Source organism: Streptomyces sp. Y1, assembly GCF_041053115.1.
Lineage (GTDB): Bacteria > Actinomycetota > Actinomycetes > Streptomycetales > Streptomycetaceae > Kitasatospora > Kitasatospora rubellomurina.
In genome coordinates this window covers 4,823,657-4,849,510 of the sequence record NZ_CP163445.1, presented here as the reverse complement: position 1 = coordinate 4,849,510, position 25,854 = coordinate 4,823,657, and the positions used below count along the sequence as shown (strand labels likewise).

Genomic DNA, 25,854 nt, shown 5'->3' with positions numbered 1-25,854 from the left:
TGCCTGACTGTCAGATCTCCGTGGTGACCACCACGGTCTTCGCGGCCTTGTCGTGGATGCACTGCCGGTAGGGCTTGTCGAAGACGCCGAACACGCCGTCGACGATCCACCAGAGCCCGGCGCAGCAGAGCACGGCGGGCAGGATGTAGACGGCGGCGCGGGTCCAGGCGGCGGACTGGGTGGGCGGGTTGCCGTCGATCAGCATGGCGGCGCGGATCTTCACCGCCTTCTTGCCGAGGGTCTGGCCGTCCCGGCTGAGCATCAGGGCCTCGTAGACGAGGTAGATGAGCGCGGCGAGCCAGAACGCGCTCGCCTCGCCGTTGCGGGTGCCGAGGTCGACGAAGGGCGCGACGACGGCCACGCCGATGGCCTGCATGAGCAGGTAGTCGATCAGTCGGGCGAGGATGCGCCGGGGCCAGGCGCCGATCGCCGGCATCCCGGGGACGGGGCCGGCGCCGGGCGTCCCGTACCCGGCGGGGCCGTAGCCGGGCGGGGGCTGGTCGTACGGGTTCTGCCCGCTCTGGTGTCCGTCCTGGCCGTACGCCCCGGGCGGGGGCCCGCCGTAGGTGCCGCCGTACGCGCCGGGGCGGTCCGCTTCCCCGCCCGACGGAGCGCCGGACGGTGCGTCGGACGGTGCGTCGGACGGGGTGTCGTACGGGCCGTCGCCCGGCCGCGGGGGCTGCTTGTCGAAGGAGGGCTTGCCGCCCTTCTCCGGCTCAGGGTTCGAGGGGTCGTAGGTGCTCATCCCCCGAGTAGAACATCGCGCATTCACACACTTCGCGACATTAAGTCCGTTTTGCCGGATGACCGGACGGCCGGCCGCCCGGTGCCCTCAGCCGCGCACCACCCGGGTCCGGGCGGCCCGGTCCTGCCAGCCGCGCCGGGCCGGGCGGTCCAGCACCGGCCAGACCAGGCCGAGCAGCAGCACCACGCCGAGCTGTCTGACGACCCAGCGCAGCAGCGAGCGGCCGAGGCTCAGCCGGGTGCGGCCGGCGGGGGCCCGGTCCTCGCGGGCGGCGTCCACCACCCGGATGCGGACCAGCCGCTTGCCGAAGGTCTGGCCGGTACGGGCGGTCGGCAGCACCTCGTAGAGCAGCCCGACGAACAGCAGGATGCCGAGCAGCACGGCGGCCTTCCCCACCACGACGCCGTCCACCAGCCAGACCTGGACCTGGCGGTGGGTGAGGGCGCTGGCCATCTTGGCCTGGTCGAACTTCTGCTGGAGGTGGTCGGACACCGAGCGGCCGAGCGGGATGCCGGCGGCCGCGGCGACGGCCAGCAGGACGAGGGTGTCGACGACGCGCGCGGCCAGTCGGCGCCCGAGCCCGGCCGGCACCTGCGGGGCGGGGCGGCGGCGGACGGCGCCGTCCCGGGCCGACCGGGCGGCGGGCAGCACGGCGGTGGCGGCCGTCCGTCCGGGCGCGGAGGCGGGCGGGCCGGCCTCAACGCGCCCGACGCGCTCGCCGCGCTCAACGGACCCGACTGGCTCTACGGACTCGACCGAAGCAACGGAAGCAACCGACTCCACCGCGGTGACGGGCTCGACGCGCTCCACGACCGGCGCCGCCACCTCCCGCACCGCCACCGCCATGGCCGGCGCGACGGCCGCGGCCACCTCCACGGCAACCGGAGCACGCTCGCCCTCCGCGCGCCCCTCCTCCGCCTCGGGCGCCCCCGGAAGCACCCCCCAGGAGACCCAGCGCGGCGCACCGCCGGTCTCCAGGAGCCCGCGCTGCGTCCGCGGATCGGCCTGCCAGCCGGAGGTCTCCGACGCCGGACCCGCCCCCACGGCCCCGACCGCCCCGACCACTCCGACCGCTCCCTCCGCGAGCCCCGCTCCCGGCGCGTCGACCGTCCGGAACACCGGCCCGCCGATCACCTCCGCCACCCGCGGCCCGAGGACGAAGGACGCCCCGCCCGTGGTCTGGTCGAGGTAGACCGGCCCGGTGTCCCCGGCCCCCGCCCCCGCCCCCGGCGAGGTCACCGAGGGCGCCAAGGTCACCGAGGGCTCGGAGGGCACCGCGTGCACCACGAGCTCCGGCTGCGCCACGAGCTCCGGCTGCACCACCGGCTCCGCCTGCGCAGAACGCGCCGCCGCCTCCACCGGCACCACCGGCGGCGGCACCGCCCGCGCCCCCGCCGCGACCCCGCCCGGCGCGGGCCGCCGGGTGGCGAAGCGGGGCGGCTGCAGCACCTCGCCCTCGGCGGGTGCGAGGCGGCTGGTGCCGGGCACCCAGGCCGAGCCGCCCCAGTACCGGACGAAGCCGGGGATGGACGGGTCCGGGTAGTACCCCGGCTCGGGTGCGACGGCCGGGTCGCCGTCGGCGGCGATGGGGCGGTCCGTCATGGGGGTCTTCTTCCTGCCAGGTCCCGGCGGGGGCCGGGGGTGACCGGTGCGGCCGGGCGGCCGCGAGCGTGGGCGGGGGGCGGCATGCGCGCCCGCGTGCGCCCGGCGCACGGCGCGCGTGGGGGCGCCATCGGTGGGCGGACAGTCGCCGGGCAGTCACAAAGGGTAGTACCTCGCCGGGGCGGCGGCGGAAGCTTGGCGAATCCGCGGACAGCCGGGGGCCGTACGGGGTATGGGCGGCCCGCGAACCCCGGCGCGCGACGACCGTCCGCGCGCCCCGCGTCCGGCTGTTCACCACCTCCCGCCGAACTTCCCGAAGAAATTCGGGAAACGCGTGTAAGAGCCCGCGTCGACCGCCCTCTCAAAGGTCACAGGGCCCGGAAGCGGGCACGACCGAAGGCCGCCGAGCGACGGCCGAACGTCACGGAGCGGCGGCCGGAGGCCGCGGAGCAGAGAGGAAGACGGTCATGGAACGTCCCGTCAGCGTCGTGGAGCACGAACTGGAGCTGAACCTGGTGCTCTCCCCGGAGCACAGCGTCCCCGTCCCGGCCCGGCTGTCGTACGGCAGCCACGACCCGTACGCGGTGTACGTCACCTTCCACCTGGACACCGGCAACCCGGTGACCTGGGTGTTCGCCCGCGAGCTACTGGTCGAGGGCACCTTCCGCCCGTGCGGCCAGGGCGACGTGCGGATCTGGCCGACCCGCTCGGGCCGGCGCAGCGTGCTGTGCCTGGCGCTCAGCTCCCCGGCCGGGGACGCGCTGCTGGAGGCGCCGCTGCCGGCCGTGGCGGCCTGGCTGGAGCGGGCGCACCGGCTGGTCCCGCCGGGCAGCGAGATGTCCACGCTCGACATGGACGGCTCGCTCGCCGAGCTGCTCGCCTAGGCCGTGCGCCGCAGCGTGCACTGGTACGTGCACACGCAGCAGCAGGCCCTGGCCCAGGACGCGGGCGAGCGGACGCGGCCCGGGCGGGCCACCGACGACGGGCGCGGCGCCGCCGGCTCAGCGGGCCGCGGGGGCCTGCTGACGACCGCGGGCGGCGTCCGGGCCGCCGTCGCCGCCGCGCTGGCCGGGGAGCCGGACGAGCGGGGCGCCGGCGGAGCGGCGGCGGGCCCTTATCCGGATCGCGGCGGCGAGCAGGAAGCAGAGCCCGACCCACGGATAGACCGAGGTCGGCAGCTGGCGCAGCGGTGACATGTGGAGCACGGCCGGGCCGAGCGGCTTGGCGGCCCACATGGCGAAGGACAGGAAGGCGACCAGGGTGGCCCAGAACGCGACCCGCCAGCGCGGTCGGCGCACGGCGGCCGGGCGGGCGTGCTCGGCGGAGGCCTCGGCGGCGAGCAGGACGAGGACCGGCACGCACCAGACCCAGTGGTGGGTCCAGCTGATCGGGGAGATGAGCACGGCGGTGACGGCCGCGCAGCAGACGCCCCAGGCCTCCGCGCGGGGCAGCCAGCGGGCACTGCGCACGGCCCAGGCGGCGACGCCGAGGCCGGCCAGCGCGACCAGCCCGGCGCCGAGGGTGGCGAGGGTGCCGGGCTCGGCGGTGTGCAGCAGCCGGGCGAAGGCGCCGCGCAGCGACTGGTTGTCGACGATCTCGGTCTTGCCGACCCGGGAGGAGTCGTAGAGGTACTTGGTCCAGAAGCCCCAGGTGGCGTCGGGCAGGACGAGCGCGCCGAGCAGGAAGGTGCCGAGGAAGGTCCCGGCGGCGACGAACGCGGCCCGGACGCGGCCGGTGACCAGCAGGTAGACGGCGAACAGCCCGGGGGTGAGCTTGATGCCGGCCGCGATGCCGATCGCCACGCCCTTGCTGCGGCGGCCGTCCGGGCGGGTGAGGTCCCAGAGGATCAGGCAGGCGAGCGCGAGGTTGATCTGGCCGTACCGGAGCGTGGTGAAGACGGGCTCGAGCCAGACGCCGAGGCCGGTGACCAGCACCACGCCGATCGGCCGCAGCTCGCGGCGCGGCCAGCCGACCAGCTTGAACGACAGGTGGGTGAGCAGCGCGAGCAGCCCGAGGTTGCCGAGAGTGATCACCACCCGGAGGACGGGGACGGGGAACCAGGTGGTCGGGACGAACAGCATGGCCGCGAACGGCGGGTACGTCGCGGGCAGGTTCCACTCGGTGACGCGCAGCGCGTACAGGTCGGTGCCGTTCGCGACGGCGGCGCCCTCGGCGCGGTAGACGATCATGTCCACCATCGAGGTGTGGACGAAGTGGCGGACCACCGCGTACACCAGCAGGGACAGCAGCGCCACCGCCGAGGCGGCCAGCAGCGGGCGGCGCGGGGCCTCGCGCAGCGCGCGCACGGGGGCGCCGAGCGCGTGTCGCAGCCGGTCGGAGCGGGGGGCGGGCGAGGGGTCGGGTGCGGTCCGCACCTGGCTGCGCTCGTCTTGCACCGCTGTCACCGCTCACTCCGTCCGCCGCTCGGCCAACCAGCGACGATACCGGATGGCGCCGCGGCGGGCCCGGGCACGTTCGACTACGTACAGTGACGATGGCGCCCCGGCCGCCCGTGCTCGGCTGCGGTGGGAGCACGGGTGGCCGGGGCTGTCAGGGGGGCGCGACCGAGGCTAGCGGCGCCGGACGGGCCGGACCGGCGGGCTGAGCCGGCGATACGACTCCCTTAGGCCGCGGTTGAGGAAGACCCCTCCTTCCGCACGTTCACCTCGGGAAGAGCACGCCCCGGCTCCGCCGCCGCCCGCCCCGCACCGGCGCCCCGTCCGGGCGGGTGCGCAGCCGCAGCCGGATCTCGGCGCCGCCGAGCACGGCGGAGCGGCCGAGCGCGAGGTCCCCGCCGGTGGCCTCGGCGAGCTTGCGGACGATGTCCAGGCCGAGCCCGGTGGAGCCCTCGCCGCCGTCCCCCTCGCCGCGCCGGAGGGCGGCGGCCGGGTCGTTGAAGCCCGGTCCGGCGTCGCCGACCAGCACGATCACCGAGGTGTCGGTGGCCAGGACGTCGACCGAGAAGGCGGTGCCGACCGCGGTGTGCCGGAACACGTTGCCGAGCAGCGCGTCGACGGCGGCGGCCAGGTCGCCGCGCTGGACGGGCACGGGCACCGCCCGTTCGGCGCCGGCCAGTTGCCAGCGCCGGCCCTCGTCCTCGGCGAGCGCGGACCAGAAGCCGACCCGTTCGCGGATCACCTCGGCGGCGTCGCAGCCGACCGCGACGGCGGGCGCGTCCTCGGGGTCGCGGCGGGCGGAGCGGATGATCTGGTCGACCTCGCGCTCCAGTTGGGCGACGGCGTGCCGGGTGGCGTCGGCCGCGTCGCCGTCGCCGAGCGAGGCGGCGTTGAGCCGCAGCACGGTCAGCGGGGTGCGCAGCCGGTGCGACAGGTCGGCCGCCAACTCGCGCTCGGCGGCGAGCAGTTGGACGACCCGGTCGGCCATGGTGTTGAACGCGTGGGCGGCCTCGCGGAGTTCCTCGGGGCTGTCGGCGGCCTGCCGGCCGTCCAGCGGGACGCGCACCGCGAGGTCCCCGGCGCCGAGCGCGCGGGCGGCGGCGGCGAGCCGGCGGGCGGAGGCGACGATCCGGGTGCCCATCCGGTCGGCGACCAGCACCGAGATGGCGACCAGTCCGAGCGCGACGGCGGAGAGCACCAGCCAGGCGGTGGCGACGCCCCGGGTGAGGTCGCTCTCGGCGACGAACACCTCGACCACGGCCGTGCGCCCGGCGTCCACCGCGACGGGCTGCAGCAGCGCGTAGCCGCCGGGCACCGCGACGGTGAAGGAACGTCCCTGCACGCCCGCGGTGACGACCTCGGCGTCGTCCGCCCGGGCCACGCCGATCGTCGGGCCGCCCGGGCCGGCCCCCGCGGACGGCCCCGGCAGCACGGCCGGCCCGGCCGGCACCGGCAGGTGGACGGCCATCCGGCCCTGCCCGCCCGCGTCGGTGCTGGCCACGGCGCGGTCGATGGCCTCCTGGTCGGTGGTGATGGCCAGCGCCGGGCCGAGCGCGCCGGCCTGGCGCTCGGCGGCGGTGAAGGCCCGGTCCCGGGCGGTCTGCTGGACCATCAGGCCGAGCGGGATGAGGAAGGCCAGCGCGACCATGGTCGTCCCGGCCACCGCCGCCTTGACCAGCGCCCAGCGCAGCGAGCGCCTGAACCTCCTCACGCCCGCCGCTCCCCGGGGCCGGGGCCGTCGACGGCCTCCAGCCGGACCCCGACGCCCCGCACGGTGTGCAGGTAGCGGGGGTTGGAGGCGGTCTCGCCGAGCTTGCGGCGCAGCCAGGACAGGTGGACGTCGATGGTCTGGTCGCCGCCGTAGGTCTGCTGCCAGACCTCGGCGAGGATCTCCTTGCGCGGGACGACCACGCCGGGGCGCCGGGCGAGGAAGGCGAGCAGGTCGAACTCGCGGCGGGTGAGGTCGAGCGGTCGGCCGTCCAGGACGGCCTCGCGGCGCTGCGGGTCGATGGCGAGCCCGCCGACCCGCAGCACCTGGCCGACGGGGGCGGCGCCGCTGCCGAGCCGGCGCAGCACGGCGGCCATCCGGGCGCTCAGGTGCTCCCCGGAGAAAGGTTTCACCAGGTAGTCGTCGGCGCCGTCGTTGAGCAGCCGGACGATCTCGGCCTCGTCGTCCCGCGCGGTGCAGATGATCACCGGCACGTCGGTCAGGCCCCGGATCATCTTCAGCGCCTCGCTGCCGTCCAGGTCGGGCAGGCCCAGGTCCAGGATCACCAGGTCACAGCCCACCTGGGCGACCTCCCGCAGCGCTTCCAGGGCGGTGCCCACGCTGCGCACGGCGTGGCCGGTGTCGGTCAGGTGGCGGATGAGGGCGGAGCGGACGAAGGGGTCGTCCTCGACCACGAGCACTGTTGCCATGGCCCTGCACGGTACGCCATCGGCGGTCAGTGGTCTGTACCTCGGGTCGGACCTCGGGCCCGTCCCGGCATTGTTCAACTCCCCTGATTAATACGGGGGTAACGGTCGGCCCGGGTCCGGGGATGCGGCAGGATGTGCGCACGATGCGGAACGGACTGGTACAACTCGGCGCCTGGGCGGCGGCCACCGGGGCGGCGGTGGCGCTGTCCTGGCTCGGCGTGCACGCGGTGCTGGCCGGCGCCGCGTTCGAGCAGCCCACGGCGCTGCCGCTGCCCTCGCCGAAGGCCACCGTCGTCCCGCGCGCCGCGACCGCCACCCCCGACCGGGCACGGCCGGCCGACCAGCCCGAGGCCTCGTCCTCGGCGGCCGCCCCGTCCGCCCCGGCCTCCCGCACCCCGGCGCCGAGCGCCCCGCCGACGGCCCCGCCGCCGACCCGCCGGCCGACACCCACCGCCACCGCGACGTCCACGGTGAAGAGCTACCCGATCCCCGGCGGCCGGGTCGCGCTGGACCTCCGCCCGGACAAGGCCTCGCTGGTCTCGGCCACCCCGGACCCGGGCTGGCAGATGCAGGTGTGGAACGGCGAGGGCTGGCTGCGGGTGGACTTCACCAAGGACGACAAGGCCAACTCGGTGTTCGTGGCCTGGAACGGCCACGCGCCGACGGTGGAGACCGCGATCCGCTGAGCGGCGCAGCCGGGCCCCGCGGCCGTCACCAGCCCTGGAAGGGCACGTACCCCGGCAGGTACGGCCCGGCGTACCCGGACCGGTCGACCAGCGTGTGCCTGGTCCCGCCGGGCACCCCGATGGTGGCCAGCAGCACCGTGCCGAACCGGTCCCGCGTCTCGTACGGCTCGGCCAGCGACAGCGCGCCCCGGTCGACGGCGTAGTCGTACGCGTAGTGGACGTCCGGCACGCCCACCGCGAGGTCCAGGACGCCGTCCCCGTGCCGGGCCAGGTGCGCGGCCAGCTCCCGGCCGCGCGGGCCGATCACCTGCACCAGCGAGGTGAGCACGATCCGGGTGCCGGGCGCGGCCAGCACGTACGAGACGGTCTCCGGCTCGCCGGTCTCGGGCCCGGCGTACGCGGCGGGGCGCAGGCCGAGCGCGGCGCAGTAGCGGCGGGCCGCCCGCTCGGCGTCCCCGACCGCGAAGACCACCGCGTCGGCCCGGCCCACCGGCAGCAGGTCGGGCTCCCCCGGGGCCGGTGCGGGGCCCACGGCGTGGCCCGGGCCGGCGCCCGCGGCGCCCAGGGCGGGTTCGGCGGCGGTGTCGGTCATGACGGCCCTCCCGGTTGGCGTACCGACCACAGCTGGCGGCCCCGCACGCCCGGGTGGGGCCCGGGCACGGGGTCGTGGCTGGAGGGTGGCGCCGGGGCGACCTGCGCGCAACTGTTCCGTTTCATCCTGGTCAAGCTGTGCGTCCGGGCGGGAGAATCGGCCGCGCCGCTGTACAGAATGCCCATCGGAGGACGGAGCCGCGATGCCCCCCGCCCACTCCCCGAGCCCGCCGGGCTCACCCAACTCCCCCGCCCCGCAAGGGCCTTCTCCCGTTCCGGCGGGCGGGAACGACGCGATCGACGCCCTGGACGGCCGGCTGATCCGGCTGCTCGCCGAGGAGCCCCGGATCGGCGTGCTGGAGTGCTCGCGCCGGCTACAGGTCGCCCGGGGCACCGTGCAGGCCCGGCTGGACCGGCTGCAGACCAAGGGGGTGATCGGCGGCTTCGGCCCGGAGGTGGACCCGGCCGCCCTCGGCTACCCGGTGACGGCCTTCGCCACCCTGGAGATCTCCCAGGGCCAGGGCGCGGTGGTCCGGGAGCACCTGGCGGGCGTGCCGGAGGTGCTGGAGCTGCACACCATCACCGGGGCCGGGGACATGATGGTGCGGATCGTGGCCCGCTCGAACGCCGATCTGCAGCGGGTGATCGACCGGGTGGTGGGCTTCGAGGGGATCGTCCGCTCGTCCACCGCGATCGCGCTGGAGAACCCGGTGCCGTACCGGATCCTGCCGCTGGTGGACCAGGCCGCCGCCGAATAGCCGTCCGGTGGGGTCAGCAGCCGGGGTCAGCAGCCGGGGACGGCGCCGCCGGTGCGCAGCGCCTCCAGCGCCGCGATCGAATCGTCGAGCGTGCCGACCGGCACCAGCCGCAGGCCCTTCGGCGTGTTGACCTTGGCGTCCGTGCACTCGTCCTTGGGCAGCAGGAACACCGTCGCGCCGTCCCGGGCGGCCGCCTGGGTCTTCAGCGGGACGCCGCCGACCGGGCCGATCGTGCCGTTCCTGTCGATGGTGCCGGTGCCCGCGATCTTCAGGCCGCCGGTGAGGTCGCCGCCCTTGCCGTCGCCGGCCAGCTTGTCGACGATGCCGAGCGCCAGCATCTGGCCGGCGCTCGGGCCGCCCACGTCCCCGAGGTCGACCTTGACCTTCACCTGGTCCGGCGAGAGGTGGAGGTGGTTCAGCGCGGCCGCGGTCGCGCTGTCCTGCGACTCGGTCATCTGCTTGGCCGTCTCCTCCTCGGCCTTGGCGGGGTTGCCCTGCGGGTAGACCGTCTCGGTGGGCCGCACGGCCTCGTCCGGGTCGAACCAGGCCCGCAGCGCCCGCCAGAAGGTGGTCCGCTCGCCCGGGTTGGTGGCCGAGATGGTGACCATCCGCAATTCGCCCTCGGTGGTGCGCAGCGGCGCCCCGGTGATGGTGATCACCGGTCGGTCCTGGTACGCGCCCAGGGTGTCCGCGGTCAGCCCCGGCCAGGTGACGGTGTACGGCAGCGGGACGAAGGCCGCCACGCCGAACAGCGCGGTGACCAGCACTCCGCTCAGCGCGAGCGTGCGGGTCCGCGGGGAGGTCAGGGCCTGGGTCAACTTGGTGTCGGACACAGAAGGAATCCAAACACACCCGGAGCCGGGTACCGGCCCTACCGCAGGGCGTCGGCCACCTCGGTGGCCGCCTCCACGACCCGGGGCCCGACCCGCTCGGGCACCATCCCGTTCAGCATCACCACGCCGACGCTGCCCTCGATGCCGCTCAGCCCGACCAGCGCGGCGGCGGCACCGCTGGCCCCGGACTGCTCCTCCGCGCGGGTGATGACGAAGCCCTGTTCGGGGCGGCGCTGGCTGGGGAAGCCGCGGGCCTCCAGGATCGCCCGGCCGGCGGCGCTCTCGGCGAGCGGGTGGCGCAGGCCGGTGCGGTAGGCGACGTGGAAGTCGGTCCAGCTCGGTTCGACGACGGCGACGGCCAGCGCCTCGTTGCCGTCCACCAGGGTGAGGTGGGCGGTGGCGCCGAGGTCCTCGGCGAGGCTGCGCAGGGCGGGCAGCGCGGCCTCGCGCAGCAGCGGGTGCACCCGGTGGGCGAGCCGCAGCACGCCGAGGCCGACCCGGGCGCGGCCGCCGATGTCCCGGCGGACGAGGCCGTGCTGTTCGAGGGTGGCGAGCAGCCGGTAGACGACGGTGCGGTTGACGGCCAGCCGGGCGGCCAGCTCGGTGACGGTCAGTCCGCGCTCGGAGTCGGCGAGGAGCTTGAGCACCCGGACGCCACGGTCCAGGGTCTGGGAGGTCTCGGCAGTCACGACGGCAGTCCTTTCCGCGGCGCTCGCGGGCGTGCGGCGCCGGGCCGAGGGTTCGGTGTCGCGCTCAGGCGGGTGGGTGCGCTGGGGCCGCGCGGGTGTCGTCCTTGGCGCCCGGCGGGAGAGCGTGGGGGAAAGGTAGTGAAGGAAATGTCGCGGCGGAAGTGCTTGTCCAAAATTCGGGCGTGATCGTCACCAACGTCGCCGCGGAATCCGGACGAACCCCCGCAGATCACCCGGCCGATCGGCACCCGGGTCGGCCATCGGTCCGAAAACCGGACACACCGGGGCAGAGAGTCCTGCCCCGGTGTGTCGGTCGGAAGGCTGCCGGACGGCTGCCGGACGGCTGCCGGACCGTTACTTCGCCCACTCCCGGATCTTGGCGATCCGCGCCTTCAGCTGGTTGGCGGTGGCCTGCGCGGTGAGCGGCCCGCCGCACTGGCGGCGCAGCTCGTTGTGGACGGTGCCGTGCGGCTGGTTGGTGCGGTGGTGCCAGGCGGCGACCAGCGCGTTCAGCTCCTTGCGCAGTTCGCGCAGCTCCTGGTGGGTGACGACCGGCCGCTGCTCGGCGGGCAGCTCCAGCAGGTCGGCCTCCTCGGCGGGCTTGGTCTTGCTGCGCTGGATCTGCCGGTGCTGGCGCTTCTGCAGCAGCATCTGCACCTGGTCGGGTTCCAGCAGGCCCGGGATGCCGAGGTAGTCCTCCTCCTCCTCGCTGCCCGGGTGGGCCTGCATGCCGAACTCCATGGCGTTGTACAGGACCCGGTCGAAGACCGCCTCGGAGCCCAGCGCCTCGTAGGAGAACTCGTCGCCGCCGGCGCCGTCCGGCCCGTCGTTGGCCCGCTCGGCCTCGGCGAGCAGCCGGTCCTCCTCGTCGAAGAGGCCCTCGCCCTCCTTCTTCGGCCGGTCCAGCACGTGGTCGCGCTGGACCTCCATCTCGTTGGCGAAGCCGAGCAGCATCGGGATGGTGGGCAGGAACACCGAGGCGGTCTCGCCGCGCTTGCGGGCACGCACGAAGCGGCCCACGGCCTGGGCGAAGAACAGCGGGGTGGAGATCGAGGTGGCGTACACGCCGACGCACAGCCGGGGCACGTCGACGCCCTCGGACACCATGCGGACGGCGACCATCCAGCGGGAGGTGCCGGCCGCGTAGTCGGAGATCCGCTTCGAGGCCTCGGCCTCGTCGGAGAGCACCAGGGTGACCTTCTCGCCGCTGATCTCGCGCAGCATCTTGGCGTACGCGCGGGCCACGTTCTGGTCGGTGGCGATCACCAGCCCGCCGGCGTCCGGGATGGCCTTGCGGACCTCGGTCAGCCGCCGGTCGGCGGCCTGCAGCACGGACGGGATCCACTCGCCCTGCGGGGAGAGCGCGGTGCGCCAGGCCTGGGCGATCAGGTCCTTGGTCATCGGCTCGCCGAGCCTGGCCTCCAGCTCGTCGCCGGACTTGGTGCGCCAGCGCATGTTGCCGCTGTAGCTGAGGAAGATCACCGGGCGGACGACGTGGTCGGCGAGCGCGTGCCCGTAGCCGTAGGTGTAGTCGGCGACGGACTTGCGGATGCCGTCGCTGCCCGCGTCGTACGCCACGAACGGGATCGGGTTGGTGTCCGAGCGGAACGGCGTCCCGGTCAGCGCCAGCCGGCGGGTGGCCGGCTCGAAGGCCTCGAAGCAGGCCTCGCCCCAGGACTTGGAGTCACCGGCGTGGTGGATCTCGTCCATGATCACGAGGGTCTTGCGGGCCTCGGTCCGGTTGCGGTGCAGCATCGGGTTGACCCCGACGCCCGCGTAGGTGACGACGATGCCGTGGTACTCGCGGGACAGCGGCCCGGAGGAGTACGCCGGGTCGAGCTTGATGCCTATCCGCGCGGCGGCCTCGGCCCACTGCTTCTTCAGGTGCTCGGTCGGCGCGACGACCGTCACCTGCTGCACCAGGTGGTTGTGCAGCAGGTACGAGGCGAGGGTGAGCGCGAAGGTGGTCTTCCCGGCGCCCGGGGTGGCGACGGCGAGGAAGTCGCGCGGCTGGGTCTCGATGTACTTGTCCAGCGCACCCTGCTGCCAGGCCCGCAGCTTGCCGGCGGTGCCCCAGGGGGCGCGGCCGGGGAAGGCCGGCGAGAGGTGGTGCGAGGCGGTGGGCGCGGCGTGGCCGGCGGCCCGGACGGACTCCTGCGCCGGCGGCGCGTCGGAGAACAGCGGCATCGAGGAAGCGGCGGCGGTACTCACGGGCTCCGAGGGGGATCATCGCAGGTCAGAGGCGGTTTTTCAGCCCCGTCCCGCGGTCGGGCGGCGATCGGACAACCCGCCCAGCCTACCGGCCCGGCGCCGTTCGGGCCTCCAGCCGAGCGCCCGCGCCGGGGCCGGCGGCCGGAAACCGATGTGACGCGGATCACAGTGAATCGGCCCCGGAACCGGGTAATCGCGGTAATCCCCAGGACTCTCACCAGGGTGAGTCCGCCCCGACCCTCCCTGCTGTCGCGGCCTCGCCCAGAACCGAAGGGACCGCCCTGTGCACACCTCCGCCGAAGAGACCGTCCAGGCCCGGCTGATCCTGTCGCCGCACCGCTCCGCCCGCCTGCGGGTGGTCCTGACCTACCTCGCCGAGGACCCGCTGGCCGTCCGGATGGCCTTCCCCGCCGAGTTCTCGCTGGACGACTCCGCCGAGGGCCCGAGCGGCGACGACATCGTCTGGGTGTTCGGCCGCCAGCTGCTCTCGGCCGGGCTGGAGCTGCCGTCCGGGGCCGGCGACGTCCACGTCCGGCCCGCGGTCGGCCGCCGCACCCTGGTCGAGCTGCGGGCCCCGGAGGGCACCGCGCTGGTCCGGTTCGACACCGCCGACCTGCGGCGCTTCCTGTGGCGCAGCCGGCTGCTCGTCCCCGAGGGCGAGGAGCACCTGCACCTGGACGCCGACCGCGCGCTCGCCGAACTGCTCGGCTGACGGCGGTACGGCGTCCGGGAGCTCCCCCGGGCTCCCGGACGACACCGGCGACACCTCCGACACCTCCGACACCGCCCGACACCGCCCGAAACCGCCGACGACGCCCGGGTCCGGGGCCCGGGTCGGGCCGCCGCGGCCGCCGCGGCCGCCGCGGGGCCGAACCGGTTCAGCCCGACAGCCGACGCATCAGCCGGACGCCCTGCGCCGCCGTGAGGTGCGGCAGGTAGGCCTTGCCGATCGCCCTGGTGATCGCGGGCAGCGCCGCCGGGTCGGGATAGCTCATGTACATCGGCCGGTACTCGGGCTGGAACTTCGCCTTGAAGGCCAGCAGCGAGCGGAAGCCGTACACCGGCTCCAGCACCCGGCCCATCCAGTCCAGCATCCGCTGCAGCCCGGTGGGCTCCTCGTCCTGCCCGGTGCGGGCCAGCGGCGCGCCGGAGAGCGACAGGAAGCGCGCGCCCTCCTCCTTGAAGCCGAGCGCCGCGGAGGCGATCAGGAACTCGCTGACGCCCCGGAATCCCTCCGAGCGCCGGCGCATGAAGTCCAGCGTCCAGCCGACCGGCACGCCGTCCTCGTAGACCGGCATCCAGCTGGTCAGCCCGTGCACCGTCCGCTGCTCGTCGACCGCGACCAGCACCCGCACGTCCGGGTCGTCCAGCTCCTCCAGGCCGCCGAGGGTGAAGCCCATCTCGGGCAGGCCCTTCTCGGAGACCCACTCCTCGGAGATCGCCCGGATCTGGTCCTTCAGCGCCAGCGGCGCCTCGTGGTACGCCCACCACTCGGCGGTGATGCCCTGCTTGCCGGCCTTGTTGAGCGCGGTGCGGATGTCCTGCCACTTCTTGCCGGTGAAGGCCAGCTCGGGCAGCGCGACCACGGTGTCCTCGGCGACCTGCACCGAGCGCCAGCCCAGCTGCCCGGCGGCGTCCCTGGTCTGCGGGGAGACGCTGTAGAAGCACGGCGTCCAGCCGCGCGCGTCGCAGTACCGGGCGAAGCCGAGCACCGCCCCGGCGCGGTCCTCCGGGGCTCCGAACGGGTCGCCGGTGGTGAGCGCGACGGTGCCCAGCACCCGGTAGGCGACGGCCGCCCGGCCGGACTCGTCGAACCAGTAGTGGTTGCCGTCCCAGGTGGTGATGAAGGACAGCGTGCCGCCGCCGTGCTCGGCGAGCAGCGCCCTGGCCCGGGCGGCCGCGTCGGCGTCGGTGTGCAGCACCGGCCGCCGGAAGGCGGACAGCAGCGCGCCGAGCGCGACCACCCAGAACGCCAGGCCGCAGTACGTCTCCAGGAAGCGCGCCACCGGGCCGACCGCGATCGGGTAGTCCGGCAGCAGGTCGTTGTAGGCCGGCGGCAGGAACTGCGCGGGCAGCCCGTCGATCAGCCCGCTCACGCCCGCACCGGGCTCGAACTGGTTCGCCACCAGCCGCCCGAGGCCGACGTACGCGGCGGCGGAGGCCAGCGCGGCGCCGCCGACCAGCAGGCCGAGCCGGCGCACCGACCGGCCGGGCAGCCGCAGCCGGAACCGCTGCCGGGTGGCCAGCAGCAGCGCGGTGGTCAGCAGCGGCAGCAGCATCGCCTCGACGAAGTACTGCACCACGTCCCGGTCGACCGGCCCGGCGTCCAGGTACAGCCAGCCCAGCAGCGCCACCCACAGCAGCTCGGTGGCGACGGTGATCCGCCAGGCGAACCGCAGCCCCCGGCGCAGCCCCTCGGCGAGCACCAGCAGCAGCCCGGGGAACAGCGCGGCCATCATCCGGCCGGGAGTGTCGAAGATCCGCTCGACGGCGTGCGCGCGGGCGCAGTCGTGCGCCGACATCGCGCAGAAGTCGGCCACCTCGTCCGGGCCGAGCCGGTGCGAGAAGTACAGCTCGGAGAAGGTGTTGAACGGCCCGCTGGCGTTGTCGTACAGCGAGGCGATCAGCGGCCCGAAGGCGGCGGCGACCAGGCAGAGCGCGACCAGCACCCGGGTCTCGGTGTGCGAGGAGCGGCGGCCGACCAGGTTCGGGCGGCCGCGGCTGAGCAGCGCGCCCGCGCCCAGCCCGACGAGCGCGGCGGCGCACCGCTGGACGCTCTGCAGGTGGCCCACGTACAGCGTCATGACCAGCGGGAGGAGCAGCACCAGCAGGTGCAGCCGGCGGCGCCACAGCACGGTGAGCCGGTAGCCGAGCACCCCGGCCAGGGCGAACAGGCCGACGCCGGGGCCGACCGAGGTCTGGTCGGCCACCGAGGCCGTCCACTGCTCGCCCGCCGCGGAGCCGGCCGCGACCAGCGCGGTGCCGGCCAGCGTGCCGACGACCTGCCCGCCGGCCAGCACCGCGAGGGTGCGCAGCCGGCCGAGCCGCCGCTCGGCGGTCGGGCCGACCAGGAGCAGCAGCAGGCTGCTGAAGACGTACGAGCCGATGCCGGAGCACCACAGCAGCGAGCTGAGCGGCGTCCACCAGCGGCCCGCGGCGAGGGTGTCCGCGCCGACGCCGGTCCGGGCGAGCAGGTGCGCGGACGGGCCGTGCGGGAGGCTGTGGGTGGCCGCGCCGAGCGCCCACAGCCCGACCAGCAGGGCGAGCGTCAGCGGCGCCGCGCGCAGCCTGGCGCCGAGCGCCCGGGCGGCCCGGCGGACCCGCTGCGGGCGCGGCTCCGCCGTCCGGGTGACGGGCGCCGGGTCGGTGTCGGCCTCGCGCGGGGTCGGCACGCGCTCCGCGTGTCCGGAGCGCTCGGCGGCGGGCGCCGTCCGCAGCCCGATCACCTGGCCAGTCCGGTCTGCTGCGCCAGCCACGGTATCTGCCGGGCGATGCCCGGGCGGAACACGACCCAGCCGTGGCCGCCCGGCATCAGCTCGAACCTGGTCCTCATCCCGGCCTCCTGTGCGGCCTTGTAGACCTTCTCCATCTGGGGCCGGAACTCCCCGTCGCCCTCGCCGACCACGAAGGCGACGGACGTGTCGGGGAACTTCCGGCGGGCCATCAGCTGCAGCGGGTCGACCGCGTCGAACCGCTTGCCGTCGCCGCCGAACGCGGCCTTGACGGTCTCCGCCCGGGTGCCCAGGGTGGGCTCCTCCTGGCCGGACATGTCGAGGACGGTGCCGTACACGTCGGGCGCGTTGACACCGAGCTGGAGCGCGCAGGTGCCGCCCATCGAGGCGCCGCCGACCGCCCAGGCACCCCGGCCCTCGGCGGTCTGCAGGTTGTGCCGGACCCACTCGGGCACGTCCACCGACAGGTAGGTCTGGGTCCGGGCGATCTTCGAGTCCAGGCAGAGCGTGTTGTTCCAGGTGGAGCCCAGCTGATCGGGCATCACCACGATCGGGGCGAGCCCGTGGTGCTCGGCGGCGTAGGCGTCCATCGCCTCGTTCACCTGACCCGCCAGCACCCAGTCCCCGGGCGTGCCGGGCTGACCGGTGATCAGCACCACGACGGGCAGCAGCGGCCGGGGGGTGGCCTGGTAGGCGGGCGGGAGGTAGACGTACGCGGGGCGGGCGTTGAAGCCCGACCGCAGGCCGGGGATCGGCACCACCGAGACGGTGCCCTTCGCCGGCAGGTCCGCCGGGGCCTGCCAGACCTCGTCCAGCACCTTGCCCGGCGGGGCGGCGACGGTCTGCCCGACCTTGGGGGTGAGCGGCTCGCTGGTGTCGGTGAGCCAGGGCGCGAGGATCACCCGCCCGGTCGGGTACTGCCCGAAGCCGATGTTGACCTCGGAGGCGGCCATCAGCAGCACCAGCAGGCCCGCGCCGAGCGCGAGCCCCCGGCCGCGCCAGCGCAGCCGCCCCATCCGGTAGCCCGCCAGGCACAGGCCCAGCAGGGCGGTGGCTATCCACCAGGTGACGTACCGGGGCGTGCCCTCGGGGAAGGGGTGCCACCAGCCGTCCACCACGACGTCGAGCAGCAGGCTGAGCGCGGCCGCGGTGAACAGCGCGGCGGGCAGGCGGACCCGCCACCAGCCGCGGTCGCGGCCGATGGCGAGCGCGATCAGCGCCAGCCAGCCGGCGGCGTGGACGGCGTGCGGGATCGGGCCGTGGGTGAGCGGCCAGTCGATCGGGTTCCAGCGCGTGGCGAGGTTGAGCGTGGTCATGCGGCTTTGCCCGGTCGGGTGGTGTCGGCCAGGAACCCGTAGGCGACGACGTTGCCCTCGTAGCCGTGTTCCTCGCTGTACGCGCCGCCACAGGTGATCACCCGCAGCTGTGCGTCGGCGGCCTGACGGTAGACCCGATCGTCCGGGAAGTCCTTTCGGTCGTGCACTTCGATGGCGTACAGCTGGTAGACGGCGGTGGCGCCGTCGGCCCGGGCGATCTCGATCCGGTCCCCCCGCCGGAGCGCGCCCAGATGATAGAAGACGGCCGGGCCGGCCTTGTTGTCGACGTGCCCCGCGAGGATCGCGGTGCCGCGCTGGCCGGGGCTGGCGCCGCCCCGGAACCAGCCCGCGAGGTTGCGGTCCTCGGCGGGCGGGGTCTGCAGGTGGCCGTCCGGGTCGAGGCCGAGCGCGGTGACCGGGGCGTCCAGCTTGACGGCCGGGATGCGGACGCGGGTCGGGGCGGACGGGCCCAGCGGCGGGACGATCGAGACCGGGGCGAAGCCGGACAGCGACTGCCCCGCGCCCGGGGCGGGCGGCAGGACCGGCGAGCCGCCGTCGTGCAGCAGCCAGGCGCCGAGCACCAGCGCGGCACCCGCCGCCAGGGTGCCCGGCCAGGGACCCCTGCTCTGCTGGCCGCCCACGGGCGCTCCCCTCTGTCGTACCTGCTGCCGGAACCTGCCGTCGAACCGCTGGGCCGCCCCCGGCGGACGCCGGGTCGAACACCCGCCGGAAGCGCGGTCCCGCATTCTGGGAATTTCCTGAGAACCCATTCAATCGGATCGAACCGTAAGGCACGTCCGCACTACGGTCGTACCGGCACCCCCCGATCGGCAGGGGCCGGGCCCCCGCGGACACGGTGCGTGGAAGCCCACGAGCGCAGGGTGAGGCCCCCGACCGGCGCCGGACCCGCGCAGGAGCGACCCCGCACGAGCATCGACGGCCTGTCGGCCCGATCGGTTGCGTCAATCGAGCGATCGAATCCGAACGGCCGACGAGCCGCGACCGCCGCCGCCGCCCGCGTGCCATGCTGACCCGGTCACGGGTTCTATCACCCCACTTGTCCGACCGGACCTTCGCACGCCCGCACGCCTGCCGAACGCCTCATGAACGGAGTGACCATGGACGCACTCTCGCGCCGCACCCTGCTGGCCGCCGGCGCGGCGACGGCCGCCACCCTGGCGGCCGGCTGCGGCAGGGACGGCGGCAACGGCGGGGAGCACGCCGCGGGGAGCGCCGCCCCGGCCACCGCCGCGGCCGCCGAGCAGACCACCACCCCGGCCCCGGTGCCGCAGCCGCAGACCGTCCTGATCGGCGACGGCTCCACCGCCGACACCGGCGCCCAGCCGCACCAGCCCGTCCCCGACCGGCTCCAGCCCGGCCAGCGCCCGCCGCAGTTCGTGGTCTTCTCCTGGGACGGCGCCGGCGAACTCGACAACGGCCTGTTCGCCCGCTTCCGCAAGCTGGCGCAGGAGCACGACGCGAAGATGACCTTCTTCCTCAGCGGCCTCTACCTGCTGCCCGAGTCCAAGAAGGACCTGTACCGCCCGCCGCAGCACAAGGTCGGCGCCTCCGACATCGGCTACCTGAGCGACCAGCACATCCGCGACACCCTGGAGAACGTGCACGCGGCCTGGCTGGAGGGCCACGAGATCGGCACCCACTTCAACGGCCACTTCTGCGGCAGCACCGGCGTCGGCAAGTGGTCCCCGGAGGAGTGGGACAGCGAGATCCAGCAGGCGATGGACTTCGTGATGAACTGGCGCACCAACACCGGGTTCACCGACCTGCCGCCGCTGCCCTTCGACTACCGCAAGGAGCTGATCGGCAGCCGCACCCCCTGCCTGGAGGGCCAGCGCAACCTGCTTCCCACCGCGGTCAAGCGCGGCTGGCGCTACGACAGCAGCGGCAACGGCACCCAGGTGTGGCCGCAGAAGATCCAGGGCGGCGCGCTCTGGGACCTCCCGCTGCAGTCCATCCCCTTCCCCGGGCACACCTTCCAGGTGCTGTCGATGGACTACAACATCATGTACAACCAGTGCGGCCCGAACACCAAGGCCGACCCGGCCCTCCACCCGGGCTTCCAGACCCAGGCCCGGGACTCCTACCTGATGGGCTTCGACCGCACCTACAACAGCAACCGGGCGCCCTACGTCATCGGCAACCACTTCGAGGAGTGGAACGGCGGCATCTACATGAACGCCGTCGAGGACGTGATCAAGGCGATCGCGGGCAAGCCCGAGGTCCGGCTGGTCTCCTTCCGCCAGCTGGTGGACTGGCTGGACGCCCAGGACCCGGCGGTGCTGCGCAAGCTGCAGGGCCTCGCCCCCGGCCAGTCCCCGACCGGCGGCTGGGAGGCCTTCCTCGGCACCCCGGCGGCGGCACCGGCGGCCACCGCGAGCGCCACCGCCGGCTGACGGCCGGGCCCGGCCGTCAGGTCCGCGCCCGGACCCGGCCGGAGAGCAGGGCCCCGATCAGCGCGACCCCGGACATGGTCAGCAGGATCACCGCGAAGGCGCCGGCCGAGCCGGCGGCTTCGGCGCCCTCCTGGCCGGCCGCGAGCGAACCCCCGCCCAGCGCCGCGAACAGCACCCCGGCGAGGCCGGTCAGCAGCACGTTGCCCAGCGCGTCGCTCATCTGCAGCGCGGCCGAGTTGGCCCCGGCGTCCTCCGGCGCGGAGAGCTTCATCATCAGCACGCTGACGCTCGCCACCGTCAGCCCCATCCCGATCCCGCCGACGCCCCACGCCACCGCGGCCGCCCAGGCCGGCACCGCCGGGACGAGCACCAGGGCGGCGCCGGCTATCGCCACCCCGGTCGCCAGGAAGCCGCCCCGGATCATCACGGTCCGGTACCGCTCGGCCCCCGGCCGCCCCTGCAGCCAGGAGCCCAGCGCCCAGGAGAGCCCGCCGCTGGTCAGGGTGAGCCCGGCCAGCGTCGGCGACAGGCCCCGCTGGGTGACCATCATCAGCGGGATGAACGCCTCGGCCGCGAAGAACGCCCCGGCCGCCACCCCGCGCAGCAGGATCACCGCGGGCAGCCCGCGCCCGGCCCGCAGCGTCCGCTTCGGCAGCAGCCCCAGGACGGCCGGCGCCAGCAGCGCCACCCCGGCCAGGCCCGGGACCAGCCCGATCGGGTCGAGCCGCTGGCCCGCGTACTGCAGCAGGCCGGCGCCGAGCGCCGCCATCGCGGCCAGCAGGGTGCGTCGGCGGTCGAAGTCCGCGCCCTTGAGCACCGGGTGCTCGCGCTCCGAACGGGCCAGCGCCGGGCCCATGACGGCCAGCGGCAGCAGGATCAGCGCCGGCACCGCCAGGAACACCCAGCGCCAGCCCAGGTGCTGGGTGACGGCGCCGGCGACCAGCGGGCCGACGATCGAGGGCAGCACCCAGGCCGAGGAGAAGGCCGCGAAGACGGCCGGGCGCAGCCGCTCCGGGTAGGCCCGGCCGACCACCACGTACAGCGCGACGATCACCAGCCCGCCGCCCAGGCCCTGGATCGCCCGCCCGGCCACGAACACCCACATGCCGGGCGCCGTCCCGGCCACCACCAGGCCCGCGCCGAACACCGTGATGCCGGTCAACAGCGGCTGCAGCGGCCCGCGCCGGTCGCACCACTGGCCGGAGACGACCAGCGCGAACAGCGTGGTGGTGAAGTAGCCGGAGAAGGCGAAGGCGTACAGCCCGAGGCCGTCCAGCTGCCGGGCCGCGATCGGCATCGCGGTGTTGACGGCGGTCGCCTCGAAGGCGATCACCAGGACGACCGAGACGATCCCCAGTGTCAGCGCCCGGTAGCGCCCGCTGAGCACCCCGCCGCCGGGGTCGGTCGCGGAGGCTGTCGGGGCGGAGTCGACCGAGGTGGGGGAGGCAGTGGTCATGGATGCCATGGTAAGAGCCGATCACGCCGATGACTCCTGACCGGAGTCGGTGATCTCCTAGGTCCCTGGGCGTAGGACCCGGGCCGGGGCTCAGTGCAGCACCTTGAGCCCCACCACGCCGGAGACGATCAGCAGCAGGCAGCCGATCCGGGCCGCGGTCACCGCGTCCCCCAGGACGGCCATCCCGTAGAGCGCGGTGCCGACCGCGCCGATGCCCACCCAGACCGCGTATCCGGTGCCGATCGGAATGGTGCGCATCGCGTACGCCAGCCCGCCCATGCTCAGCAGCAGGGCGACGCCGAAGACGGCGCTGGGAACGAGGCGGGAGAAGCCCTTGGACGATTCCAGGGCCACCGCCCAGACGGTCTCCAGGAGACCCGAGACGATCAGAACGAGCCAGGCCATGACGAGCCGTACCTCCGCAGTCCACAGCGGCCGGATTGCCGCTGAACTGCGCCGTCTTGTCGTCACCGGGTACGACGCGCTCGTCCGGGGCGGCCGGCCCGCCAAGGGGAGTCGGCCACCTGTCCCCGACCGTAGCACATCGCCTCGAAAGGAATTCACACAGCGCAATACGGAATTCACAGAGGGTCATTGACCCCGTTCCGGCGGTGCGCCATTCTTAATGCACTGGCCGTGTGCCCGAGTGGTTGAGGGGACCGCCTGCAAAGCGGTGCACGCGGGTTCGATTCCCGCCATGGCCTCGCAAAAGGAATTCGCCGGTCGGCTTTCCCAGCCGACCGGCGAATTCCGTTTTCCCGCTCTTCCCGCTCTTCCCGCTCTTCCCGTCAGGCCGTGACGGCGTCCTCCGGCCGGATCGGCAGCCGGCCGACCGGCAGCCCGGTGGCGGCCCGGACGGCGGCGGCGACGGCCGCCGGCGCGACCACCGCGGGCACCGCGCTGACCGCCTTGGCGCCGAAGGTGGCCACCACGTCCCGCTCCTCCAGCAGCGCGGCGATCCGCACCTCCGGGGTGTCCAGCGCGGTCGGCAGCCGGTACCCCGTCAGCGAGGGGTTCAGCAGCACGCCGCCCGCCGTCCGCAGGTCCTCCAGCAGCGCCAGGCCCACGCCCTGCGCCACGCCCGCCTCGATCCGGTCCTCGATCTGCCGGGGGTTCAACGCCCGGCCGACGTCCTGGGCCACGGCCATCTCGACCACCCGGACGGCGCCCAGCTCGATGTCCACGTCCACCACCGCGCGCATCGCGCAGAACGAGATGGACACGAAGGCGTCGCCCTGCCCGGCGTCGTCCAGCGGCTCGGTCGGGTGCGGGCGGCACTGCGCGGTGGCCCACAGCTCCTTGCCCTCCAGCGCCTCGGCGACCGGCATGCCGAGCACCCCGTCGTAGGAGGTGATCTTGCCGTCGGCGATCTGCAGCAGCTCCACCGACATCCCGAAGTTGGCCGCGATCGGCTGCAGCAGCTGGTGGCGGACCATCAGCGCGGCCCGCTCGATCGCCCCGCCGGAGACCCAGGTGTGCCGGCCCCGGCCGGACGGGCCGGCGACCGACTGGTCGCTGTCGGCCGGTGCGATGTAGACCTCGCTGACGCCCAGCACGGTCTGCACGATCTGCCGGGCCAGCGTGGCGAAGCCCTGCCCCGCGTCGACCGCCGCGCAGATCACCGTGGCGTGGTCGCCGCTGACCCGCACCGTGGCGGTGGACACCTCGTCCTCGCCCTCGGCGCCGAGCATGTGCACCATGCCGACCGCGTAGCCGATGCCGCGCCGCACCGCCGCCGGGTCCCCGGCGCCGCCGGGCCCGCCGGGCAGCAGCCACTCGGCGTCCGGATCGTCCACCGGCAGGGCCGGCAGCGGCTCGGCCGCCACCGCGTCCAGCAGCGCCTTCACCGGCGCCGGGCAGGTGACGGCCTGCCCGGTGGGCAGCGGGTCGCCGGTGGCCATCGCGTTGCGCCGGCGGATCTCCACCGGGTCCACGCCGACCCTGGCCGCCAGCTGGTCCAGCTGCGCCTCGTACGCGAAGCAGGCCTGCAGCGCGCCCTCGCCGCGCATCCGCCCGGCCGGCGGGTTGTTGGTGCGCACCGCCCAGGCGTCCACGAAGACGTTCGGGCAGTTGTACGGGCCGACCGAGAAGGCCGTCGCGGAGGCCAGCGCCTCGGCGGAGACGTCCGCGTAGGCGCCGCCGTCCAGCAGGATCTGCGCCTCGACCTTCACCAGCACGCCCTCGGCGTCGGCGTGGTGGCGGTAGCGCAGCAGCGCGGGGTGGCGCGAGGTGTGGGTGTGGAAGGACTCCTCGCGGGTGAGGGTCATCTTCACCGGGCGGCCGGTGCGCAGCGCCAGCAGCGCCAGGGTGACCTGGAAGGACAGGTCCTCGCGGTCGGTGGTGGCACCGGGCACGCCGGTGGCCACCAGCCGGACCCGGTCCGGCTCCAGCCCGAGGCAGGCGGCGGTGCGGTCGCGGTCGCCGTGCGGGTCGGTGGAGGACAGGTGCAGCTCGACGCCGCCGTCCGGGCGGGGAACGGCCAGCCCGGCCTCGGCGCCGAGCGGCGCCGGGTCCTGCCGGCCGACCTGGTACAGGCCCTCGACGACGACCTCGCCGACCGCGTCCGGGTCCCCGGTGCGCAGCGGCAGGTGGCGGAACAGGTTGCCGTCCGGGTGCAGCGCCGGGGCGGTGAAGGCCTGCTCCGGGTCGGTGACGGCCTCCAGCGGCTCGTAGTCGACCGTGATCAGGCCGACCGCCAGCCGGGCGGTGTCCGGGTGGTCGGCGGCCACCGCCGCGACCGGCTCGCCGTGGTGGCGCACCACGCCGACCGCCAGGACCGGCCGGTCGGCGACGATCGGGCCGGACGGCGCGCCGTCCGGGGTGCCGTCCGGGCCGGGCGGCAGGTCGGCGGCGGTGACCACGGCGTGCACGCCGGGCAGCGCCAGCGCGGCCGAGGTGTCGATGCCGCGGATCCGGGCGTGCGGGTGCGGCGAGCGCAGCACGGCGCCCCACAGCAGCCCCTCGGCCCACAGGTCGGCCGCGTACGGGTAGATGCCGAGCGCCTTGGGCAGCGCGTCGCTGCGCAGCGGGGAGCTGCCCAGGCCGACGGGCTCCGGCGTGCCGCCCGCGCCGCCGTCCTGCTGGAGTGCTGCGCCGATGTCGGTAGGCGACGTCATGATGCGTGGTCGTCCTCGGGGAGCCGGATGCCGTGGGCGGGGGTGGCGCCGTACGGGAGGCCGTCCGCGGTGGCGCCGGCGGCCGGGATGCCGTGCGGGTGCGGGTCCGGGTACGGGGTGCCGTGCGGGGGCGTGCCGTCGAAGGCGGCGTTCGGCAGCGGGGTGCCGTGCGCGGGGGTGGGCTCGTAGACCGGGGCGTCGTACCCGGCGTCGTAGCCGCCGGGCTGCGGGTAGCCGTCCGGGTAGCCGGCCGGCACGTAGGTGCCGTGGGCGGGGGTGGTCTGGTAGTGCTGCCCGGGGTAGCCCTGCGGCTGGTGGTAGACCTGGTCGTCGGCGGCCTGGGCGGGGATGCCGGGCTGGGCGCCCGTCAGGACGGAGGTGTCGTAGACGCCGGTGTCGTAGCCGCCCGAGGGGTCGGCGTACCCGGCGCCGGCGCCGTGCTCGACCGGCGGCTGCTCGACGGCCGGGTGGGGGACGTGCTCGATCCAGGCCTCGGCGTCGGCGTAGACCGGCGGCTCGACGGCGGCGGCCTCGGCGGCCGGCCCCGGTTCGACGGCCTGCGGTTCGACGGCCTGCGGTTCCACGGGCTGCGCACCGGAGGCGGCAGCGGCGGCGGCCTCCTCCTCGGCGAGGGCGGCGGCCTCCGCCTCCTCCGCCTCCAGGGCGCGGGCGTCCGCGACGGTCTGGACGGCGGCCAGCACGCCGCGGTAGCCGGTGCAGCGGCAGAGGTTGCCGCACAGCGCCTGCCGGGCCTCGACCTCGGTGGGCCGGTGGTTGCGCTGCAGCAGGTCGTGCACGGCCATCGCCATGCCGGGCGCGCAGTAGCCGCACTGGACGGCGCCGGAGGCGGCCAGCGCCTGCTGGACGTCGCTCGCGCTGCCGCCGGCCGACAGGCCCTCGACGGTGTTGATCTCGCAGTCGGCGGCGAGCGCGGCGGGCACCAGGCAGCCGGCCACCAGCTGGCCGTCCACCTGCACCGAGCAGGCGCCGCACTCGCCCTGCTCGCAGCCGTCCTTGGCGCCGGCCAGGCCGAGCCGCTCGCGCAGCACGTAGAGCAGGCTCTCGCCGATCCAGGCGTCGGTGACGGGCCGTTCGAAGCCGTTGACCCGGAGCGTGTACGAGGTGCACGGGCGCAGCTCGCGGCTGACCTGCGGGGCGGCGAGGCCGAGCG

General features: G+C 75.1%; 20 protein-coding genes, 1 tRNA gene, 1 pseudogene and 1 riboswitch. Of the genes and pseudogenes, 6 read left to right on the top strand and 16 right to left on the bottom strand.

Annotated elements, in window-relative coordinates:
- Positions 1-10 precede the first annotated feature (10 nt).
- A complete protein-coding gene (locus AB2U05_RS20930; protein WP_369183929.1) occupies positions 11-745 on the bottom strand; it encodes an RDD family protein in 735 nt (244 codons plus the stop codon).
- An 87-nt stretch (positions 746-832) separates the two neighbouring features.
- Positions 833-2,347: an RDD family protein gene (locus AB2U05_RS20925; protein ID WP_369183928.1), complete on the bottom strand. Its 1,515-nt coding sequence runs from the start codon at positions 2,345-2,347 to the stop codon at positions 833-835.
- A gap of 467 nt (positions 2,348-2,814) precedes the next feature.
- On the opposite strand from AB2U05_RS20925, the gene AB2U05_RS20920 reads away from it, so the two are divergent.
- Positions 2,815-3,231 carry an SsgA family sporulation/cell division regulator gene (locus AB2U05_RS20920; RefSeq protein WP_045695806.1) on the top strand — a complete coding sequence of 139 codons (417 nt, stop codon included), beginning with the start codon at positions 2,815-2,817 and terminating at the stop codon, positions 3,229-3,231.
- A 117-nt stretch (positions 3,232-3,348) separates the two neighbouring features.
- On the opposite strand, the gene AB2U05_RS20915 is transcribed toward AB2U05_RS20920, so the two are convergent.
- The 3 genes from AB2U05_RS20915 to AB2U05_RS20905 all read right to left on the bottom strand — a co-directional run bounded on the left by AB2U05_RS20915 (position 3,349) and on the right by AB2U05_RS20905 (position 7,161).
- On the bottom strand, positions 3,349-4,752 hold the full coding sequence (locus tag AB2U05_RS20915; protein WP_369183927.1) for a glycosyltransferase 87 family protein: 1,404 nt from the start codon (positions 4,750-4,752) through the stop codon (positions 3,349-3,351).
- Between the two features lie 256 nt (positions 4,753-5,008).
- Positions 5,009-6,433: a HAMP domain-containing sensor histidine kinase gene (locus tag AB2U05_RS20910; RefSeq protein ID WP_045695913.1), complete on the bottom strand. Its 1,425-nt coding sequence runs from the start codon at positions 6,431-6,433 to the stop codon at positions 5,009-5,011.
- A gap of 17 nt (positions 6,434-6,450) precedes the next feature.
- Entirely contained in the window at positions 6,451-7,161 is a 711-nt protein-coding gene (locus AB2U05_RS20905; RefSeq protein WP_369183926.1) for a response regulator transcription factor, read from the bottom strand.
- A 143-nt stretch (positions 7,162-7,304) separates the two neighbouring features.
- Between AB2U05_RS20905 and AB2U05_RS20900 the strand changes: the two genes are divergently transcribed.
- Positions 7,305-7,847 carry a hypothetical protein gene (locus AB2U05_RS20900; protein ID WP_369183925.1) on the top strand — a complete coding sequence of 181 codons (543 nt, stop codon included), beginning with the start codon at positions 7,305-7,307 and terminating at the stop codon, positions 7,845-7,847.
- Between the two features lie 25 nt (positions 7,848-7,872).
- Here AB2U05_RS20900 and AB2U05_RS20895 read toward each other — a convergent pair whose 3' ends face one another.
- Positions 7,873-8,439, bottom strand: coding sequence for a VOC family protein (locus tag AB2U05_RS20895; protein WP_052706331.1), 567 nt, complete (start codon positions 8,437-8,439; stop codon positions 7,873-7,875).
- Positions 8,440-8,641: 202 nt separating this feature from the next.
- Between AB2U05_RS20895 and AB2U05_RS20890 the strand changes: the two genes are divergently transcribed.
- Positions 8,642-9,196 (top strand): Lrp/AsnC family transcriptional regulator, encoded by a 555-nt coding sequence (locus AB2U05_RS20890; protein WP_244178749.1) that lies wholly within the window; start codon positions 8,642-8,644, stop codon positions 9,194-9,196.
- Positions 9,197-9,222: 26 nt separating this feature from the next.
- Here AB2U05_RS20890 and AB2U05_RS20885 read toward each other — a convergent pair whose 3' ends face one another.
- The 3 genes from AB2U05_RS20885 to AB2U05_RS20875 all read right to left on the bottom strand — a co-directional run bounded on the left by AB2U05_RS20885 (position 9,223) and on the right by AB2U05_RS20875 (position 12,905).
- Positions 9,223-10,029, bottom strand: a complete 807-nt coding sequence (locus tag AB2U05_RS20885) for a S16 family serine protease (RefSeq protein WP_244178748.1) — start codon at positions 10,027-10,029, stop codon at positions 9,223-9,225.
- A 38-nt stretch (positions 10,030-10,067) separates the two neighbouring features.
- Positions 10,068-10,718 carry an IclR family transcriptional regulator gene (locus AB2U05_RS20880; RefSeq protein ID WP_045695800.1) on the bottom strand — a complete coding sequence of 217 codons (651 nt, stop codon included), beginning with the start codon at positions 10,716-10,718 and terminating at the stop codon, positions 10,068-10,070.
- Between the two features lie 354 nt (positions 10,719-11,072).
- On the bottom strand, positions 11,073-12,905 hold the full coding sequence (locus AB2U05_RS20875; RefSeq protein ID WP_045695797.1) for a DEAD/DEAH box helicase: 1,833 nt from the start codon (positions 12,903-12,905) through the stop codon (positions 11,073-11,075).
- A 307-nt stretch (positions 12,906-13,212) separates the two neighbouring features.
- Between AB2U05_RS20875 and AB2U05_RS20870 the strand changes: the two genes are divergently transcribed.
- Positions 13,213-13,641: an SsgA family sporulation/cell division regulator gene (locus tag AB2U05_RS20870; protein ID WP_045709063.1), complete on the top strand. Its 429-nt coding sequence runs from the start codon at positions 13,213-13,215 to the stop codon at positions 13,639-13,641.
- A gap of 166 nt (positions 13,642-13,807) precedes the next feature.
- On the opposite strand, the gene AB2U05_RS20865 is transcribed toward AB2U05_RS20870, so the two are convergent.
- The 3 genes from AB2U05_RS20865 to AB2U05_RS20855 are packed head-to-tail and all read right to left on the bottom strand — an operon-like array spanning position 13,808 to position 18,338.
- Positions 13,808-16,405: a bifunctional lysylphosphatidylglycerol flippase/synthetase MprF gene (locus AB2U05_RS20865; protein WP_369183924.1), complete on the bottom strand. Its 2,598-nt coding sequence runs from the start codon at positions 16,403-16,405 to the stop codon at positions 13,808-13,810.
- On the bottom strand, positions 16,372-17,697 hold the full coding sequence (locus tag AB2U05_RS20860) for an alpha/beta hydrolase family protein (protein ID WP_052706333.1): 1,326 nt from the start codon (positions 17,695-17,697) through the stop codon (positions 16,372-16,374). Before AB2U05_RS20860 ends, AB2U05_RS20865 begins: the two co-directional genes overlap by 34 nt.
- The gene (locus tag AB2U05_RS20855) at positions 17,694-18,338 is read right to left on the bottom strand and encodes a class F sortase (RefSeq protein ID WP_045695794.1); all 645 of its coding nucleotides are present in this window, start codon (positions 18,336-18,338) and stop codon (positions 17,694-17,696) included. The genes AB2U05_RS20860 and AB2U05_RS20855 overlap by 4 nt, the downstream gene beginning before the upstream one ends.
- 477 nt (positions 18,339-18,815) lie before the next feature.
- Between AB2U05_RS20855 and AB2U05_RS20850 the strand changes: the two genes are divergently transcribed.
- The gene (locus AB2U05_RS20850) at positions 18,816-20,111 is read left to right on the top strand and encodes a lipoprotein (protein ID WP_045695793.1); all 1,296 of its coding nucleotides are present in this window, start codon (positions 18,816-18,818) and stop codon (positions 20,109-20,111) included.
- A gap of 16 nt (positions 20,112-20,127) precedes the next feature.
- On the opposite strand, the gene AB2U05_RS20845 is transcribed toward AB2U05_RS20850, so the two are convergent.
- Both AB2U05_RS20845 and AB2U05_RS20840 read right to left on the bottom strand, forming a co-directional pair.
- A complete protein-coding gene (locus tag AB2U05_RS20845; RefSeq protein WP_369183923.1) occupies positions 20,128-21,567 on the bottom strand; it encodes an MFS transporter in 1,440 nt (479 codons plus the stop codon).
- A 90-nt stretch (positions 21,568-21,657) separates the two neighbouring features.
- Complete coding sequence (locus AB2U05_RS20840; protein ID WP_045695790.1) at positions 21,658-21,972, bottom strand: multidrug efflux SMR transporter; 315 nt, start codon at positions 21,970-21,972, stop codon at positions 21,658-21,660.
- Positions 21,973-22,017: 45 nt separating this feature from the next.
- A riboswitch (guanidine-III (ykkC-III) riboswitch) is annotated at positions 22,018-22,080 on the bottom strand.
- Positions 22,081-22,199: 119 nt separating this feature from the next.
- Here AB2U05_RS20840 and AB2U05_RS20835 point away from each other — a divergent pair.
- A tRNA-Cys gene (locus AB2U05_RS20835) sits at positions 22,200-22,271 on the top strand.
- 84 nt (positions 22,272-22,355) lie between these two features.
- Here AB2U05_RS20835 and AB2U05_RS20830 read toward each other — a convergent pair.
- Positions 22,356-24,683, bottom strand: coding sequence for a xanthine dehydrogenase family protein molybdopterin-binding subunit (locus AB2U05_RS20830; protein WP_045695788.1), 2,328 nt, complete (start codon positions 24,681-24,683; stop codon positions 22,356-22,358).
- Positions 24,684-25,360: 677 nt separating this feature from the next.
- Positions 25,361-25,804: pseudogene (locus AB2U05_RS20825) on the bottom strand ((2Fe-2S)-binding protein); the annotation flags it as partial.
- Between the last annotated feature and the right edge of the window lie 50 nt (positions 25,805-25,854).